At 48.8% G+C, this 16,655-nt stretch carries 11 protein-coding genes; 6 read left to right on the top strand and 5 right to left on the bottom strand.

Going from position 1 to position 16,655, the window contains the following annotated elements:
* The first annotated feature begins 108 nt into the window (after positions 1-108).
* The 3 genes from AAE250_RS04895 to AAE250_RS04885 all read left to right on the top strand — a co-directional run bounded on the left by AAE250_RS04895 (position 109) and on the right by AAE250_RS04885 (position 2,630).
* A complete protein-coding gene (locus tag AAE250_RS04895) occupies positions 109-756 on the top strand; it encodes an HAD family hydrolase (RefSeq protein ID WP_294599081.1) in 648 nt (215 codons plus the stop codon).
* Positions 757-850: 94 nt separating this feature from the next.
* Complete coding sequence (gene panB, locus AAE250_RS04890) at positions 851-1,672, top strand: 3-methyl-2-oxobutanoate hydroxymethyltransferase (protein WP_294599083.1); 822 nt, start codon at positions 851-853, stop codon at positions 1,670-1,672.
* Complete coding sequence (locus AAE250_RS04885; protein WP_294599085.1) at positions 1,653-2,630, top strand: MFS transporter; 978 nt, start codon at positions 1,653-1,655, stop codon at positions 2,628-2,630. The genes panB and AAE250_RS04885 overlap by 20 nt, the downstream gene beginning before the upstream one ends.
* A gap of 71 nt (positions 2,631-2,701) precedes the next feature.
* Here AAE250_RS04885 and AAE250_RS04880 read toward each other — a convergent pair whose 3' ends face one another.
* Positions 2,702-3,058, bottom strand: coding sequence for a diacylglycerol kinase family protein (locus AAE250_RS04880; RefSeq protein ID WP_294599088.1), 357 nt, complete (start codon positions 3,056-3,058; stop codon positions 2,702-2,704).
* Between the two features lie 222 nt (positions 3,059-3,280).
* Positions 3,281-5,500, bottom strand: coding sequence for a RelA/SpoT family protein (locus tag AAE250_RS04875; RefSeq protein ID WP_294597379.1), 2,220 nt, complete (start codon positions 5,498-5,500; stop codon positions 3,281-3,283).
* Positions 5,501-5,605: 105 nt separating this feature from the next.
* On the opposite strand from AAE250_RS04875, the gene AAE250_RS04870 reads away from it, so the two are divergent.
* Both AAE250_RS04870 and purT read left to right on the top strand, forming a co-directional pair.
* Positions 5,606-7,123: a DUF4301 family protein gene (locus AAE250_RS04870; RefSeq protein ID WP_294597377.1), complete on the top strand. Its 1,518-nt coding sequence runs from the start codon at positions 5,606-5,608 to the stop codon at positions 7,121-7,123.
* A 341-nt stretch (positions 7,124-7,464) separates the two neighbouring features.
* On the top strand, positions 7,465-8,631 hold the full coding sequence (gene purT / locus AAE250_RS04865) for a formate-dependent phosphoribosylglycinamide formyltransferase (RefSeq protein WP_294597375.1): 1,167 nt from the start codon (positions 7,465-7,467) through the stop codon (positions 8,629-8,631).
* Between the two features lie 152 nt (positions 8,632-8,783).
* Here the strand turns inward: purT and AAE250_RS04860 are convergent, their stop codons facing one another.
* Together AAE250_RS04860 and ispE are read right to left on the bottom strand one after the other, a co-directional pair.
* Positions 8,784-9,275 carry a PepSY-like domain-containing protein gene (locus AAE250_RS04860; RefSeq protein WP_294597373.1) on the bottom strand — a complete coding sequence of 164 codons (492 nt, stop codon included), beginning with the start codon at positions 9,273-9,275 and terminating at the stop codon, positions 8,784-8,786.
* Positions 9,276-9,336: 61 nt separating this feature from the next.
* The gene (gene ispE, locus AAE250_RS04855) at positions 9,337-10,176 is read right to left on the bottom strand and encodes a 4-(cytidine 5'-diphospho)-2-C-methyl-D-erythritol kinase (RefSeq protein ID WP_294597353.1); all 840 of its coding nucleotides are present in this window, start codon (positions 10,174-10,176) and stop codon (positions 9,337-9,339) included.
* Positions 10,177-10,366: 190 nt separating this feature from the next.
* Here ispE and dnaB point away from each other — a divergent pair, with 190 nt between their 5' ends.
* Complete coding sequence (dnaB, locus tag AAE250_RS04850; RefSeq protein WP_294597351.1) at positions 10,367-11,941, top strand: replicative DNA helicase; 1,575 nt, start codon at positions 10,367-10,369, stop codon at positions 11,939-11,941.
* Between the two features lie 199 nt (positions 11,942-12,140).
* Here the strand turns inward: dnaB and AAE250_RS04845 are convergent, their stop codons facing one another.
* On the bottom strand, positions 12,141-16,592 hold the full coding sequence (locus AAE250_RS04845) for a translocation/assembly module TamB domain-containing protein (RefSeq protein ID WP_294597348.1): 4,452 nt from the start codon (positions 16,590-16,592) through the stop codon (positions 12,141-12,143).
* Positions 16,593-16,655 lie beyond the last annotated feature (63 nt).

Raw genomic sequence — 16,655 nt, 5'->3', positions numbered from 1 at the left:
GTCAATTAAGTGGTGCAAAGGTACAAAAAATTTGTTTGCTTCGCAGATTATTCTCACCTTTGCTGCCGATAAATCAATGGTATTAATAGATAAAGGTAAAAGAACGTTATGGATACAACAAAAAACATTGCCGTCCTCTTCGATTTTGACGGTGTCGTGGTAGACACTGAGACACAGTATAGCATCTTCTGGCATAAGGTAGGAGTGGACTATCTGGGACAGGACGATCTCGAAAACCGTGTGAAAGGCCAGACCTTGGTCTACATTTACGATACCTTCTTCCCCGGACTTGTTCAGGAACAGCAGGAAATCACTGCCGCCCTCAACCGCTTTGAGCAGGAAATGTCGTACGATTACCTCCCCGGTGTGATCGACTTCATTGCCGACTTGCGCAGCCACGACGTACGCCTGGCCGTCGTCACCAGTTCCAACGATCAGAAGATGGCTGCCGTCTACCGTGCCCATCCCGAGGTGAAGACCCTCTTCGACCGCATTCTTACTGCCGAAATGTTCACCCGCTCCAAACCTGCACCCGATTGCTTTCTGCTGGGTATGGAGGTATTCGGCACTACTCCCGAAACGACGTATGTCTTCGAGGATTCCTTCAACGGACTGAAAGCCGGTATGGCCTCCGATGCCACCGTCATCGGCCTTGCCACCACCAACAGCCGCGAAGATATCGCTCCGCTCTGCCACCATATTTTAGATGATTTCTGTGGTTTCAGCTACGATAAAATGCTCCAGGTGCACAAGTAAAGGGAAAAAGCAGTACCTTTGCGCGGAAAAAAGATTGATGTGGTATTATCACATTGGCACATTAGCATATTAACACATAAAATAACAAACAATTATGGCTGGATATATTTCAGACGACACTCGTAAAGTCACCACGCATCGTCTCGTGGAAATGAAGCAAAGAGGCGAAAAGATATCAATGCTCACAGCTTATGATTACACCATGGCGCAGATTGTAGATGGTGCAGGTATGGACGTGATTCTCGTGGGCGACTCGGCCTCCAACGTAATGGCAGGTAACGTGACGACTCTTCCCATGACGCTCGACCAGATGATTTATCATGCTAAGTCGGTAGTCCGCGGGGTAAAGCGCGCTATGGTCATCGTCGATATGCCTTTCGGTTCTTACCAGGGCAACGAACTCGAAGGACTTGCTTCGGCCATCCGCATCATGAAGGAGAGCCATGCCGATGCCTTGAAGCTGGAAGGCGGAGAAGAGATCATCGGTACCGTGAAGCGTATTCTCAGTGCCGGCATTCCCATCATGGGGCACCTTGGGCTGATGCCGCAATCCATCAATAAATATGGTACTTACACCGTTCGCGCCAAGGATGATGCCGAAGCCGAGAAGCTGGTGCGTGACGCCCACTTGCTCGAAGAGGCCGGATGCTTCGGACTGGTATTGGAGAAGATTCCCGCCGCCCTTGCCGAACGTGTGGCAAGCGAGCTGACCATTCCCGTTATCGGCATTGGTGCCGGTGGAGGTGTAGATGGCCAGGTGCTGGTGATTCAGGATATGTTGGGTATGAACAATGGTTTCCGTCCACGCTTCCTGCGTCGCTATGCCGACCTCCATACAGTGATGACGGATGCTATCAGCCGATATGTATCTGATGTGAAGAACTTAGATTTCCCGAATGAGAAAGAACAGTACTAACAAACTTATGACACTGAACTTCTGGCGGATGTGCATTGCAAACTTGCTTTTGTATGCATCCGCCTATCTGCTTTTCCCGTTGCTGCCTTTCGTTATGGGGCAGCAGTTGGATGTCTCTGTCGGTAAGACGGGTGTCATGTTCCTGGTGTTTGCAGCGGCGATGTTCGTTGTAGGCCCGTTTCATGCTCATCTGGTCGACGAATACAAACGGAAACGTGTGCTGCTGTACGCTACGTTCGTGATGTTGGCAGCTACCTTGGGGTATGCTTTTGTAGATAGCTATATGCATCTTTTGTTGCTTGCCGCAGTGCAGGGAGCATGCTTCGGACTGGCCACGACGGCCGGTATCACCGTAGCTATCGACATCACTACTTCTGCACGACGCAGTGCCGGAAACATGGTTTATGCCTGGTCGGCACGTTTGGGCATGCTGGTAGGTGCGGTGCTGGGTGCATGGCTGTACAAGGCTTATGATTTCCGTACTGTTATTTATTTATCTGTGGCTGCCGGACTGCTCAGCATGTTCTTTGTGTCGAGGGTGTACGTTGCATTCCGCGCTCCCATCGGGATGGCGTGGTGCAATGCCGACCGCTTTCTGCTGCCCCGCGCGTGGCTTCCTGCCGTCAACATGTTGCTGATAGCTTTTGTTCCGGGAGTGTTGCTGCCATTGATGGCTGTGGGCGATTACTGGTCGCTGCTGGCGCTGGCGGTACTGGCATTCGTTACGGTGCCGTTTACGAGGATGTTCGTAAAGCTGTCGCACCATTGCCAGCGGGGAACGGCGAACACAACATGCCATTTGTCTATGGAGGTGGGTATGCTGGTGGGCATTGCAGTGGCTTGTCATCTGATGGATAAGGCGCAGATCTATCATGCCGGTTCTGTTGCCGCCCTGCTTTCACTGTTCTGCTTTGTGTTGCTGACTTATCCTTATTATAAAAGAAAACGGGTGAGGTAGGTTCTGAGACAAAAGAACATAAGTACAAAAGAAGAAATTATTCTAAAAATATGTTCTTTTGTTCTTATGTCTTAAAAGTAAGGAACGAAAATCAACAATCCGATAATTGCCGCCGCAACAGCGCACACCAGCACTGCTCCGGCGGCAATGTCTTTTACTTGTCCGGCGATGGGGTGGCGGTTGGGGGAAACCAGGTCGACCAGTTTCTCGATGGCGGTATTGAATAGTTCGGCAGCTATCACTACTCCGATGCAGAGGATGATGATCATCCATTCCGTCCGGGTGATGCCGAACGCAAAACCGGCAATGATGACTACGGCTGTAGCAATCAGATGAAAACTCAGGTTTTGTTCTTTCCCTATGCAGCCTTTGATGCCTTGCCAGGCATAGCCGAAGCTGCGGAGTTGTTTTTTTAGGTCGTACTTCATACTATAATTCGTTGTTCTATAAATGATAATTTAGCGGAGTATCTTAAATTCCTCCGCCTGAAAGGGGAGGTGCCCGTAGGGCGGAGGGGGTTCACATCCGAAGGGACTTGCACAAAGTTACTTTCTATTTATGTAAGACCCCTCCGCCCGCAAGCGGGCACCTCCCCTTTCAGGCGGAGGAGTTTGAGATACACTTGTTATCACACGCCCCTAAATTATCATTTAGTTTCTTGAAACTTGTTTCACTCCCTTCACCGTCCTCAGCTTTTTGATGAGCGCTTCCAGGCGTCCCGTATCACCCACCATGATCGTCAGTGTGCCGGAGAACAATCCGTCGTGCGAATCAATCCCTATGCTTCTCAACGTAATTCCCGTTTCTTTGGAAATGATGGAAGTGATGTTCGTCACAATCCCGATGTCATCGTGCCCAACAACGCGGAGCGTAATGGGATATTGCGTGCCTTGTGACTTCCCTGCCCAACGCGCCTTTACAATGCGGTAGCCGAAGCGTGAATGCAAGTCGCTGGCATTGGGGCAGTCACTGCGGTGTATCTTGATGCCTCCCGTCACGCTGACAAATCCGAAGACATCATCGCCATAAATAGGATTGCAGCAACGTGCCAGCTTGAAGTCCAGCCCTTTCAGGTTCTGGTCAATGACGAGCACATCTTCTTTGGTGCTGATTTCTTCCGGCATGGTCTGCTGCAGGTTGTAGCCTTCGGCACTGCGGTAGGTTATGTCGTCACGCGTATCGTTTTCCCGTTTCTGCTGTTCGACGTACTTGTCCATGATGTCGTTTACATCAAGCTCCTCGTCGGCAATGGCCTGGAAAAAGTCTGTCACCACTTTGAAGCCGAGGCGCTTGATAAGGCGCATCATTGTACCCTCATCATACTCCACTTTCCGGTTCTTGAACTTCCGTTCCAGTGTCTCTTTGGCAAAGGCATGCTGGCGGGCTGCCATTTCTTTCAGTGCCTGGCGTATTTTGGTGCGGGCTTTGGAAGTGGTCACGATGTTCAGCCAGTCCTGCTTGGGCGTTTGCGTGTTGGACGTCATGATTTCCACCTGGTCACCGCTTTGCAGCACCTGCTTCAACTGTACGTTCTTGCCGTTCACTTTGGCACCAATGCATTTGCAGCCCAGCTTGCTGTGGATGTGGAAAGCGAAATCGAGCACAGTGGAGCCTTTGGCCAGCTTGAACAGGTCTCCTTTCGGAGTAAAGACGAAAACCTCGTCCTCGTATAAGTCCAGTTTGAACCGGTCCATGGTTTCCAGTCCGCTGCTGTCCGAGTTTTCCAAGGCTTCGCGTACGGAGGTCAGCCATTCGTCGAGTCCCGTTTCGCCTTTCACACCTTTGTAGCGCCAGTGGGCGGCAAGGCCGCGTTCGGCAATCTCGTCCATGCGTTCGGTGCGTATCTGTACTTCCACCCATTTGCCTTCCGGACCCATCACGGTGATGTGCAGAGACTCGTAGCCGTTGCTTTTGGGCACGGACAACCAGTCGCGCAAGCGCTTGGGATTGGGCTGGTACATATCCGTCACGATGGAGTATGCCTGCCAGCATTCCAGCTTCTCCTTTTCGTAGGCAGAATCTAATATCACACGGATGGCAAACAAGTCGTAAACGCCTTCGAAGGGGCATTTCTGCTTCTTCATCTTCTGGTAGATGGAGTGGATGGACTTGGTACGTCCCTTGATGTGGAACTTCAGTCCGGCTTCTTCCAGCTTCTTCTGTACCGGAGCGATGAAGGCGGCGATGTACTTGTCGCGCGATGCCTTTGTTTCATTCAGTTTCTCTTTGATATGGTAGTAGATATCTCTCTCCGTATATTTCAGCGAGAGGTCTTCCAATTCCGATTTCAGCTTGTACAACCCCAACTTGTGGGCGAGGGGGGCATAGAGATAGGCAGCCTCGTTGGCTACTTGCCGGCGGGCTTCGTCGTTCTCGCAATCCTTGATTTGCCGCATCACGTTCACACGGTCGGCAATCATGATAAGGATAACCCGCATATCTTCGGCAAAGGACAGTAGCAGGTTGCGGAAGTTCTCGGACTCGATAGTGGGGCTCTTGGAGTAGAGTTCGTTGACGCGTATCAGTCCCCGGATGATGCCTGCCACGTCTTCACCATAACTATGTTCCACTTCCTCGGAGGTACAAGTGCCGCAACGCACTGAGTCGTGCAGCATCAATCCCAGGATGGACGCCCGCTTCATGCCGATCTCTTCCGCCACGATGACGGCAGTCTGCATATCCTTGATGACAGGGTTCAGACCGAAAATATCCCGTTGTATGTGGTGGTTTTGTATAGTGTTGACAAGATGTGTTTTCAGTTTCCTGCAGTCGCCTTTCAGAAGTGTTTCTCCCGAGAGCTGCAATAATTTTCGGTAGAGGGAGAAGAGTAAATCCTTCTCCTCGGTAGTGAAAAATTCATCTGTTTCCATAATCGTCCGTATTTTATGCTTCAAAGGTAAGTTTTTTCTTCTTTTTCTTGACAGCTGTTCCGCTTTTTTTGTATTTTTGGGCATGAATTAATAAAACAAGATATTATGATGACACCGCAAGACAAAGAGTTGCTCGCAAAGAAAGGCATCTCGGAAGAACAAATAGCCGAACAGTTGGCTTGTTTCGAAAAGGGTTTCCCGTACCTGAAGTTATTTGCTGCCGCTTCTGTAGAGAAGGGTATTCTGGCACCGGATAGCGACGAACAGAAGAAATATCTGGACGCGTGGGAGGCTTATACACAGACAGATAAAACAGTGGTTAAGTTTGTGCCTGCATCGGGTGCTGCCAGTCGTATGTTCAAGAATTTATTTGAATTTCTTGGAGCAGATTACGAGACGCCGCAAACAGACTTTGAGAAGACTTTCTTCGATAAACTCGAGAAGTTCGCTTTCTATAATGATCTGAATGCTGTATGTAAGGAATCTACCAGTGAGGATATTCCCGGTCTGATAGCTGCCGGAGATTATAAGACGGTGGTGGCAGGTCTGCTTGAGGCAGCCGGCCTGAATTATGGCGCTTTGCCCAAAGGCTTGCTGAAATTCCATAAGTATGAAGACGGCAGCCGCACACCGCTGGAGGAACATCTGGTAGAAGGTGCTCTCTATGCTGCCAATAAGAACGGTAAGGTGAATGTGCACTTTACGGTTTCGCCCGAACACCGCGCTTTGTTCCAGGCACTGGTCGATGAAAAGGCTACGGCTTATGCCAAGAGGTATGGAGTGGATTATAACATTACGTTCTCGGAACAGAAGCCGAGCACCGATACGATTGCTGCCGATATGGACAACCAGCCGTTCCGTGATAACGGTAAACTGTTGTTCCGTCCGGGCGGACACGGTGCATTGATCGAGAACTTGAACGACCTCGATGCGGATATTATCTTTATAAAGAATATAGATAATGTGGTGCCCGACAAACTGAAAGGTGACACCGTATTATATAAGAAACTGATTGCCGGTGTACTGGTTGCCCTTCAGCAGAAAGCATTTGCTTATCTTCAGTTGCTGGATGGCGGTAAGTATACGCACGAGCAGATTCTTGAAATTCTTCAGTTCCTGCAGAAACAGCTTTATTGCAAGAACCCGGACGTCAAGGACTTGGAAGATTCCGAACTGGTGATGTATCTGAAAGAGAAGCTGAACCGTCCGATGCGTGTTTGCGGTATGGTGAAGAATGTAGGCGAACCGGGTGGCGGTCCGTTCCTGGCATACAACAGTGACGGTACTATCTCCCTGCAAATCCTTGAAAGTTCGCAGATCGATATGAATGATCCGGAGAAGAAGGAGATGTTCGAGAAGGGTACGCACTTCAATCCGGTAGATCTGGTTTGTGCGGTTCGCGATTACAAGGGACATAAATTCGACCTTGTGAAGTATGTAGATAAGGCTACGGGCTTCATTTCCTATAAATCGAAGAATGGCAAGGAGCTGAAGGCGCTTGAACTTCCGGGATTGTGGAACGGTGCCATGAGCGATTGGAATACGATATTTGTAGAGGTTTCTTTGACTACATTCAATCCGGTGAAGACGGTGAATGATTTGCTGAGGGAACAGCATCAATAAGGGATAATTTACCAGCGTAGCGCTGGAGCAAGATTTCCATTCGGATTACTTGCGCAGCAATGCCTGAAAGGCTTTCATCTATTAGCCCAGGGCAACGCCCTGGGTTTAAGAACGCCCCTTCACTTTACGCCCTGAAAGGGCATAAGATTGTATAACGGGCTTTTGCCCTTTCAGGGCGCAGAGATCGGAGCGCATTATTACCCAGGGCGTTGCCCTGGGCTAATAGATGAAAGGCTTTCAGCCTTAGGATGCGCAATCATACCGAAAGGAAATTTTGTTGGGGGCGCTGCGCCCCTAAATTCCCATTTATCCGTGTGATTATAACTATTTTGAAAATATAAATGAAGAAGATTTTATTATTAGGTTCCGGTGAACTGGGTAAAGAGTTTGTGATTTCCGCCCAACGCAAAGGGCAATACATCATTGCTTGTGACTCGTACGCCGGAGCACCTGCCATGCAAGTGGCAGATGAATGTGAAGTGTTCAGCATGCTGGACGGTGACGCTTTGGAACGCGTAGTACGCAAACATCAACCGGATATCATTGTTCCGGAAATTGAAGCTATCCGCACGGAACGCTTGTATGACTTCGAGAAGGAAGGCATTCAGGTAGTGCCCAGTGCACGTGCCGTAAACTTCACCATGAACCGCAAAGCGATACGTGACCTTGCTGCGCAGGAACTCGGACTGAAGACCGCCAAATACTTTTATGCCAAATCTTTGGAAGAGCTGAAAGCTGCTTCCGAAAAGATTGGCTTCCCTTGTGTGGTAAAACCGTTGATGTCTTCTTCCGGCAAAGGCCAGTCTCTGGTGAAGAGTGCCGATGAACTGGAACATGCGTGGGAATATGGCTGTAACGGCAGTCGCGGTGACATAAAGGAGCTTATTATTGAAGAGTTCATCAAGTTCGACAGCGAAATAACCCTGCTGACTGTAACCCAGAAGAATGGTCCGACTTTGTTCTGTCCGCCCATCGGACATGTGCAGAAGGGTGGGGACTATCGCGAAAGTTTCCAGCCTGCACATATTGACCCTGCCCATCTGAAGGAAGCGCAGGACATGGCAGAGAAGGTGACCCGTGCCTTGACCGGTGCCGGTCTTTGGGGCGTGGAATTCTTCCTCAGCCACGAGAACGGAGTTTACTTCTCCGAACTTTCTCCGCGTCCGCACGATACGGGCATGGTGACTTTGGCAGGAACGCAGAATCTCAATGAGTTCGAGCTTCATCTGCGTGCCGTGCTTGGTTTGCCTATTCCGGGCATCAAGCAGGAGCGCATCGGAGCAAGTGCTGTAGTACTTTCCCCGATAGCCAGCCAGGAACGTCCCAATTACCGGGGTATGGAAGAGGTTACGAAAGAAGAAGATACCTATCTGCGTATTTTCGGTAAGCCGACCACTCGGGTAAACCGTCGCATGGGCGTTGTGCTGTGCTACGCACCACTTGGCAGCGATCTGGATGCTTTGCGTGATAAGGCAAAGAGTATTGCTGCGAAAGTAGAAGTCTATTAAGTAATTAATAAGATTGTACGAAATATAACATCATTCTGTCATTCAGAGCGAAGCGAAGAATCTACTCCCTTGAATACACAGAGAAGAGATTCTTCGCTTCGCTCTGAATGACAGAATGATATATTTATCAGATTTTTGTTATACTCTAATCACTAAAAGAATAATCCCGGATAAATCTCTCCTCCAAGTTCCGTTACATCAAGGCTTTGCAGTAATTGTCCATCCGGAGCATAGAATAGCTGAAACTCTTCTTCCGAATTGTATTGCTCCACTTCAAGAACAATCACCGTAGGATGTTTGGGAAAGGTGATGATGCGGACATCCCTCAGCCGCATGCCCGCCATCGTACTGTTCATAAAAGCTTCTGCCACGGGAGCCGGTACTTTTTCCAACGATTCTACATCTGTTTCGGTCATAACCCACTCTGCATCATTACTGAACCAGACATCAAGTTCCTGATTGTCCGTTATAAACTCTGCAACGTAGCAACCGGCCATTTGGCTCCACTCTACATTTGTTGCTTTGGGATACATCTTTTGAAAGGCTGTATCTATCTTTGCAGGAAGGTGGCCTTCTGCAAAAGCAGAAATAGAAATCAGCAATAACAGGCTCGTCAGTAAGCCGGATAATCTGAGATTCTTCATAATCAAGGTTGGTTTTATTTTATTGTAAGAAACAACCTTGCCGGCCTTTTGTTTCAACGAATCAGAGAACTTTATCCGCCAACTTGCCTTTGTACACGAAAGCCTTTTCTCCGAAATCCACTTCCGGCAATACCGCATCTGCTTTGAACAGTCCGTAAACCGATGAACCCGACCCGCTCATGGAAGCATATACAGCACCTTGTCTGTACATCTCTTCCTTTATCTCTCCGATGGCAGGGAATTGCGGGAATACGCTTTCTTCAAAATCATTGACCATGTACTCTTTCCATGCTTCGACGGGCAGTTGCACAATCTCCCTCAGGGATCTTTGGGGATGATGGGGCTTGATCTGTGCAAAAGCATCGCGCGTCGAGACAAAGATATCCGGCTTTACCAACCATATCTGGTAACCTTTCAGCGAGAGTGAGACCGGAGAGAAGATGTTTCCGATGCCTTCTGCATAAGTGGGCCGATTCTTGATGAAGAATGCACAATCGGCACCCAGCCTGGCAGCAAATGTTTCCAGCATTTCGTCTGCCAGTCCGAGATTGAATTTCTCATTCAGCAGCTTCAACATAAAGGCTGCATCTGCCGAGCCGCCACCCAGTCCTGCACCCGACGGAATACGCTTGAAGAGGTGAATATCTACCGGAGGAAGCCCGAATCTTTCATCCAGCAGTTTATAAGCTTTTACAACCAGGTTGTCTTCCGCTTCTCCTGCTATTTCCAATCCGGCCTGATGCAGGCGGTATTTCTTGCCGTCTTCGTTCAGCATGTTTATTTCCAGTGCATCTTCTACAGGAATGGGATAGAATATGGTTTCCAGATTGTGATATCCGTCGGGACGTTTCTCTGTGATATTCAGTCCCAAGTTTATTTTGGCGTTTGGAAAAGCAAGCATCTTTTCAGTTATAAGTTGTGAGTTATAAGTTATTTATTGGTGGATGCAAAGTTAACAATTAATTTAAAACTTATATGTTAATAGCAATTGAACGATGGAAGAAAAGAACTATCTTTGCTCTCCCTTTTAAGCAAGACTTATAGTCAGGTATTAGCAAATAACTTATAACTAATAACTTATAACTACAAAAGTGGCAGAACAAAGAAGAACATCCCGTACTCCGAAAGGCAAAACTCCGCAGCCCGTTACCGACTATGGGCGCATCCAGCCGCAAGCGCCGGAATTGGAAGAAGCCGTATTGGGTGCTTTGATGATTGAGAAAGACGCTTATTCATTGGTAAGCGAGATTCTTCGTCCGGAGTCTTTTTATGAGCACCGGCACCAGTTGATATATTCCGCAATCACCGACTTGGCAGTAAATCAGAAGCCGGTGGATATCCTCACCGTGAAAGAGCAGCTTGCCAAACGGGGCGATCTGGAGGAAGTAGGCGGACCGTTCTATATTACCCAATTAAGTAGTAAGGTTGCCTCTTCTGCGCATATCGAGTACCATGCGCGTATCATAGCGCAGAAGTCATTGGCACGCGAATTGATTACTTTCACCAGCAATATCCAGAGCAAGGCTTTTGACGAAACGCTGGACGTGGACGACCTGATGCAAGAAGCCGAAGGCAAGCTGTTTGAGATTTCTCAGCAGAACATGAAGAAGGATTATACGCAAATCAATCCTATCATTGCCGAAGCTTACGACCTGATTCAGAAAGCTGCCGCCCGTACCGACGGTTTGAGTGGCTTGGAAAGCGGTTATACCAAGCTGGATAAGATGACTTCCGGTTGGCAGAAGTCCGACCTTATTATCATCGCTGCCCGTCCTGCCATGGGTAAGACGGCGTTCGTGCTTTCGATGGCAAAGAATATTGCCGTGAACTTCCGCAACCCCGTAGCCCTGTTCTCTCTTGAAATGAGCAACGTACAGTTGGTGAATCGTTTGATTTCCAATGTGTGCGAAATTCCGAGTGAGAAGATCAAGAGCGGTCAGCTGGCGGACTATGAGTGGCAGCAGCTGGACTACAAACTGCGCGACCTGCTGGATGCTCCGCTCTATGTGGACGATACGCCTTCTCTGTCGGTATTCGAACTCCGTACGAAAGCCCGCCGACTGGTGCGTGAACATGGTGTGAAGATTATCATCATTGACTACCTTCAGCTGATGAACGCGAGTGGTATGTCATTCGGCAGCCGCCAGGAAGAGGTAAGTACCATTTCGCGTTCATTGAAAGGTTTGGCAAAGGAACTGAATATTCCTATCATTGCCTTGTCTCAGTTGAATCGTGGTGTGGAGAACCGTGAAGGCGAGGAGGGTAAGCGTCCTCAGTTGAGCGACCTTCGTGAGTCCGGTGCCATTGAGCAGGATGCCGATATGGTGTGCTTCATTCACCGTCCCGAATATTACAAGATATACACTTCTGCCGACGGTAGCGACCTCCGTGGTATGGCAGAGATTATCATAGCCAAGCACCGTAACGGTGCCGTAGGCGATGTACGTTTACGTTTTATCGGTCAGTTTACCCGCTTTGCAAATCCGGAGGACGATATGGTCATTCCACCTCCGGCAGAGGGTGGCGGGGGAGCTACGTTCGGTTCGCGTATGAATGCGCCTATTGGCAGTGATGCCACACCTCCTCCTCCTTCGGCTGCCGACTTTCCGGTGCAGACGGATAATCCGTTCGGCGGGGTAGGTTCGGATGGACCATTGCCGTTCTAAAATGTGCATTTGGCTTGTTCCTTTTGTGCATTTGGCTTATTGATAATGCTGCTTTGCCTTATGTATAACTTCGTCCTCCGGTTGTGGGCTCTTCGGGGGACAGGCGTGTGCCCTTCAGCCCACGTATGTAAACCGTTCGGCCCTCAATGGGAAAACGAAGTTATACATAAGGCAAAGCAGCATTATATACTATCTGTTTCTATCTTCTTTCCCGTTTAGATTGGGCTTCCGGAACTGCATTTTGCGGTACTTGCCCTGGATTGGTCGATAACGTATCCCTTTTGGCTTCTTCTTCTTGCTCCTTTCTCAGCCTTCTGAGTTTCAATCTATTCCAGAAGAGGAGTTCGCTCCATTTATTGAAGTCTTTCTTGAAAATAATGCCTATGCCTTGTGTAGTCAGGTTCGTTCGGGTATAATAGCGGTCGTTTGTTTCGTTATACGCCTTCAGACGGATATCTCCTGAACGGTTGACAAGCCATTCCGCCTCAAAGTCTCCAACAAAGTTGGTGTTTGCCATCGGATTATCGCGATAACCGAAGTTACCGTTGATAAGCAGACGGTTGTTCAGTAGCTGGCCGGATAGCATTGTTTCAAACTCTACATCCGTCCATCCTCTTTCTCCGGTACTGAAGTTGGTTCCGAAATTCCAGTTGTTGACGTCGAGGATGTTCGATAAAGCATTGTTCAGCTGCCCGGAGAGTGTGGAAGATACCATACTGGACATCATGTTTGAATTCTGTGTAGCTCCTGTATTCTCCGGTGTATAGAACTTCCCGATAGCCAGGAGGTAGAGTATCTGCATATTCATCTGTTCGTCCGTAGGAATGTAAGTACGGACCAGAGACTGCACTTCGTCGCGTTCATTGGGCAGTTCGATGCCGAATTTGATATCGGGTGAAGTCAATTGTCCGGTCAGGTCCATCATACAGTTTACTTTAACATTGGTTTGAGTGATATATTCGGAATCGGCGGAACCGCTGGGCATCAAGTCGTTCAGGGAGGCAGAGTTGACGGTATAGGCGGCTTTTATGTCCAGCGTGGCATCGAGCGGTGAACCGTTGAAGGTAATGGTACTTCCGTCTTTTATGATAAAGTCCTTGCGGATTACTTCTTGCAAACTGAATTTGTAGACGCCCTGACTGATTCGGTAATTGCCGAACATCTTCACATCTCCTTTGTTGAAGAACTCGGTACGGATATTTCCGGTTCCTCTTCCGCTGATGTAATCGCCTGCAATGGGGTCCATGATGATTTTCATGGTTGCGTCAGGGGTGGCGTCTACCAGCAGATTCAGACGGATATCCGTGTCACTTTCCTTTTCTTCTTCCTCGATTTCTTTCTGCGCTATTTCGTAGTCGGAGAGGCGGACAGAGTCTTGGACGGCGCGGCGCGGTGTCTTGTCCACGAACCTGATGAACTGATTGCTGGCTGCCGTAGTCACATTATCCTTTATATAGGTGAAATTTGTATTGCGGTTTGTCGTCATGGCCACGTCGATGTTCACTCCGTCCTGGGCATTGCCGGCAATCGTTGCATTTCCCGTACCATAAACTGTTCCGTAGAAAGGGAAGTCGGGAGATTCTTTGGTATTCATGACCAGCATGTTATCAACATTGAAGTTGAAACGGTATTCCAGATTCTTGAAATGCTCGTAGTGGAGATAGCCGCTCACTCTGCCTTGATGGCCTTGTGTATCAAGAATGCGGTTGTTGTTGAAAGTCAGTCCGCCGGGTTCGATGTAGATGCTGTCTTTTATAGAGAAGGTGGTGTTGAGTACTTCCACTTTCATGGAGGCATCGCCCAATACACGCCCTTCCATCGTCAATGCTTTGAATTTGCCGTAGAAGTGTACATTGCCGGTGGCACGTCCGTTGAATTCGGGCGTAATGCTGCTCATATAGTGATGGATAAACTTCAGGTTGGTACCGTCTGCTTCGATCTGAAGGTCGAGCGCACTGGTTGGTTTCAACGGATATACATAGCCACGCACATGGCTTTTGGCAATGTCTTTTTCGCGGATATGGGCATCGAGGAAGATGCCTTTTACTTCGTGATGCCACTCTCCGTGTATGTTGGCATCACCCAGCAACCCTTCGTTCAGTCCGAGGTTACGGATAAACAAGTCGGTGCTCATGACCGGCTTTTCCAGCACTCCGCTGGCAAAGGCAGGACCGGTGGCTTCTCCTTTGAAGTTTACGCCCAGGTCGGCAATATCGAATACGTATCCGATATTGATTTCTTTCAGATCCAGGCGTACTGTGTCGTGGGGCTCTTTGGAAACAGTACCGTTGACGCGCAGGTGCCGGTCTTTATGGCTGAACAGGAAGTTGTCGACATATACCTTGCCGGAGTCGAGCACTACTTGGGAAGGATGTATATTCCACAATGTGTCGTTGAGGATGACATCTGTGGGCTGTACGTCGACAATGGTTTTCAACGGTGCTTTCTGTTCGCGGATGAAGTGCGTGATGGCGGCCAGCTTGCCGCTGTAGGTCACGGTATTGCTGTTTCCCCAGTTCAGTGCTGCTTGAATCGTATTGTTCTGCGCTTGTGCTTCCAGGGCTACGTTGACGGCGCCACTTGACTTCCGGTTGCTGAAGCGCAGGCGTGCATGGAACTGGTCGCCGGGATTCTCGCAAAGTATCATGCCGGACTCTATGAATTTATCTTCGTAGCGCAGGCGGGGAAAATAGCCTTCAACGCGCAGGCGCTGGGCTTTGTCATTGAAGTAGCCTTTCACGGTGGAGTGGGCATATACCTTTATCGGTATCTGGAAAACGGTGGAGAGTAACTCCGTATCATAAATGTTCAGGTCGAAATGAAAGTTGTTTTCTGTCTCCACAGGCTTTTTATCCGGCAGGATTAGGGCCGGAATATAGCGCCTCATAATATTCAGTACGCTGGCAGGCAGGGTGCGGTAGGAATAATCTCCTTCAATGTTGCCTTGCAGAAAGTTGGAGGTGATGGTCAGCCGTTTCTGAGATTCGTCTTTTCGTGCGGCTATCTTCAGGTTATCCATGAAGTATTGCTTGTCCGGGGCGATGTATTGCAGGCTGTCAATGTTGATTTCACCGTTCATTTCGTCTATGGAACCTCCGGTGAAATCGGCCTTTATCTTGACTGACATCTCTGTATCTTCATATTTGGGCGTCAGGTGGAGGTCGTGCAGGCGGACTTTGCTGATGTTTGCCAGGAAGTTGAAGGTTGGTACTTGTTTGGCTGTATTGATGGTGCCGTTCAGCATAACCGAGCCGTTGGTGTCATCCAAGGATACTTTCCCGGTGAAACCGCCTTGTTTGTATTCTCCGTCTAAGGTGATATTCTCGTAGGTATAGTCGCTGTAGTTTATGGAGGCAACCAGTCCCTTCAGGGTGACGGTCGGATATTGCTTTTCATAGTGGCTGCTGTTGACATCCAGATTGAATGTGACTTTACCGAACTTATCATTCCCCAGCATCTTGCCAAGTTCGAATTCCTCTGTTTTCACTGCGCCCGAATAAGCAAAATAGCCTTTCTCTTTGTCCGAACTTAATTTGAGGTCGGTCTGTATGGTGCCGATATCTGTACGCACCCGGCCGTAAGTGACGAGATCAGTGAAATAACCGGAGACTTCTCCGCGAAATGAAACGGTTCCCAAATGTTGCAGCACGGGAGGAACGCCATTATAGTTCTTGCTTAAATTGCGGACAAAGAAAGCGATTCCTTCCGGATCGGCATACAAGTTGGACAGATTACCGAATATATAAGCGTCTTCCGGATGCGAAAGGTCTTGCAGGGATACGTCTCCCCTCAGATAAAAGTGGTCGCCACCGGAGATAGAGAGGTGGGGACAGTTCAATTGGTTGATGGTTCCGTTGGTCTGTACTTCTACCCACAACTTTTCTTTGAACGGGCTGAAGGCCGGGACGAAGGCAGATAAATCCTGCAGTGCTATCTGGGAGGGTAGCATGTGAAATGAGAAATGCACATCGCGGGCGAAGTTGTTGAAGGCTCCCAGACTGTCGTATTCCATGCGGATGGTGTCCATTGCCAGGGAGGTTTGCGGCAGGTCGATGGCGAAGTTCTCAATCCTCATTTGCTGATTGTTGCCTACCACTTTGAGGCTTAACTTATTCAGTTCAAACCCGGAATGTTCTTCTTCGACACTCATACGCTTGATGGCAGCGTTGATTGAGTCGCTTTGCAGGGCTTTCAAAGAGATATTGGCTATGATGTTGCGCAAGCGGATGTGCTGTGGATTGAATTTGCCGGGAGTACTCTTCTCCGAAAGAACATCGTAAGAGAATTTTCCACGGCGTATCAGCAGAGAGTTGATGCGCAGGTCCAGATTGCTTTTCTTCTGAATGGTATCTTTAGAGGCAAAAGCGTCGAGTACAAACTGGAAGTTGGGTTTATCCTTGGGAGTTTGCTTCTCCAGGTTGATGTTGAAGCCGAATAATTGTACGTTGCTGATAGATATTTTGCCGCTGAATAGGGGAAGAATATCGAATTTGGCAGAGAGGCGGGTTACTTTCAGCATCTCCTTCCCGGACTGGTCGTTCAGAAGCAAGTCATCAATGATGATGCGGTTCAGCAACCCCATGTCTATCCGCCCGATGGTGAGTTTACTACCCAGTATGGAAGCCAGTTCATTGGCAACAAGTACAGACATTTGGCGCTGAACATAGGGAATGTTCAGCAACAGGATAGTACCGATATACAATCCCAATATGAT

This window comes from Bacteroides sp. GD17 (genome assembly GCF_038448625.1).
In the GTDB taxonomy this organism is placed as follows: Bacteria; Bacteroidota; Bacteroidia; order Bacteroidales; family Bacteroidaceae; genus Bacteroides.
The sequence above is the reverse complement of the archived record's forward strand: the minus strand, read 5'-3'. Positions and strand labels throughout refer to the sequence as shown.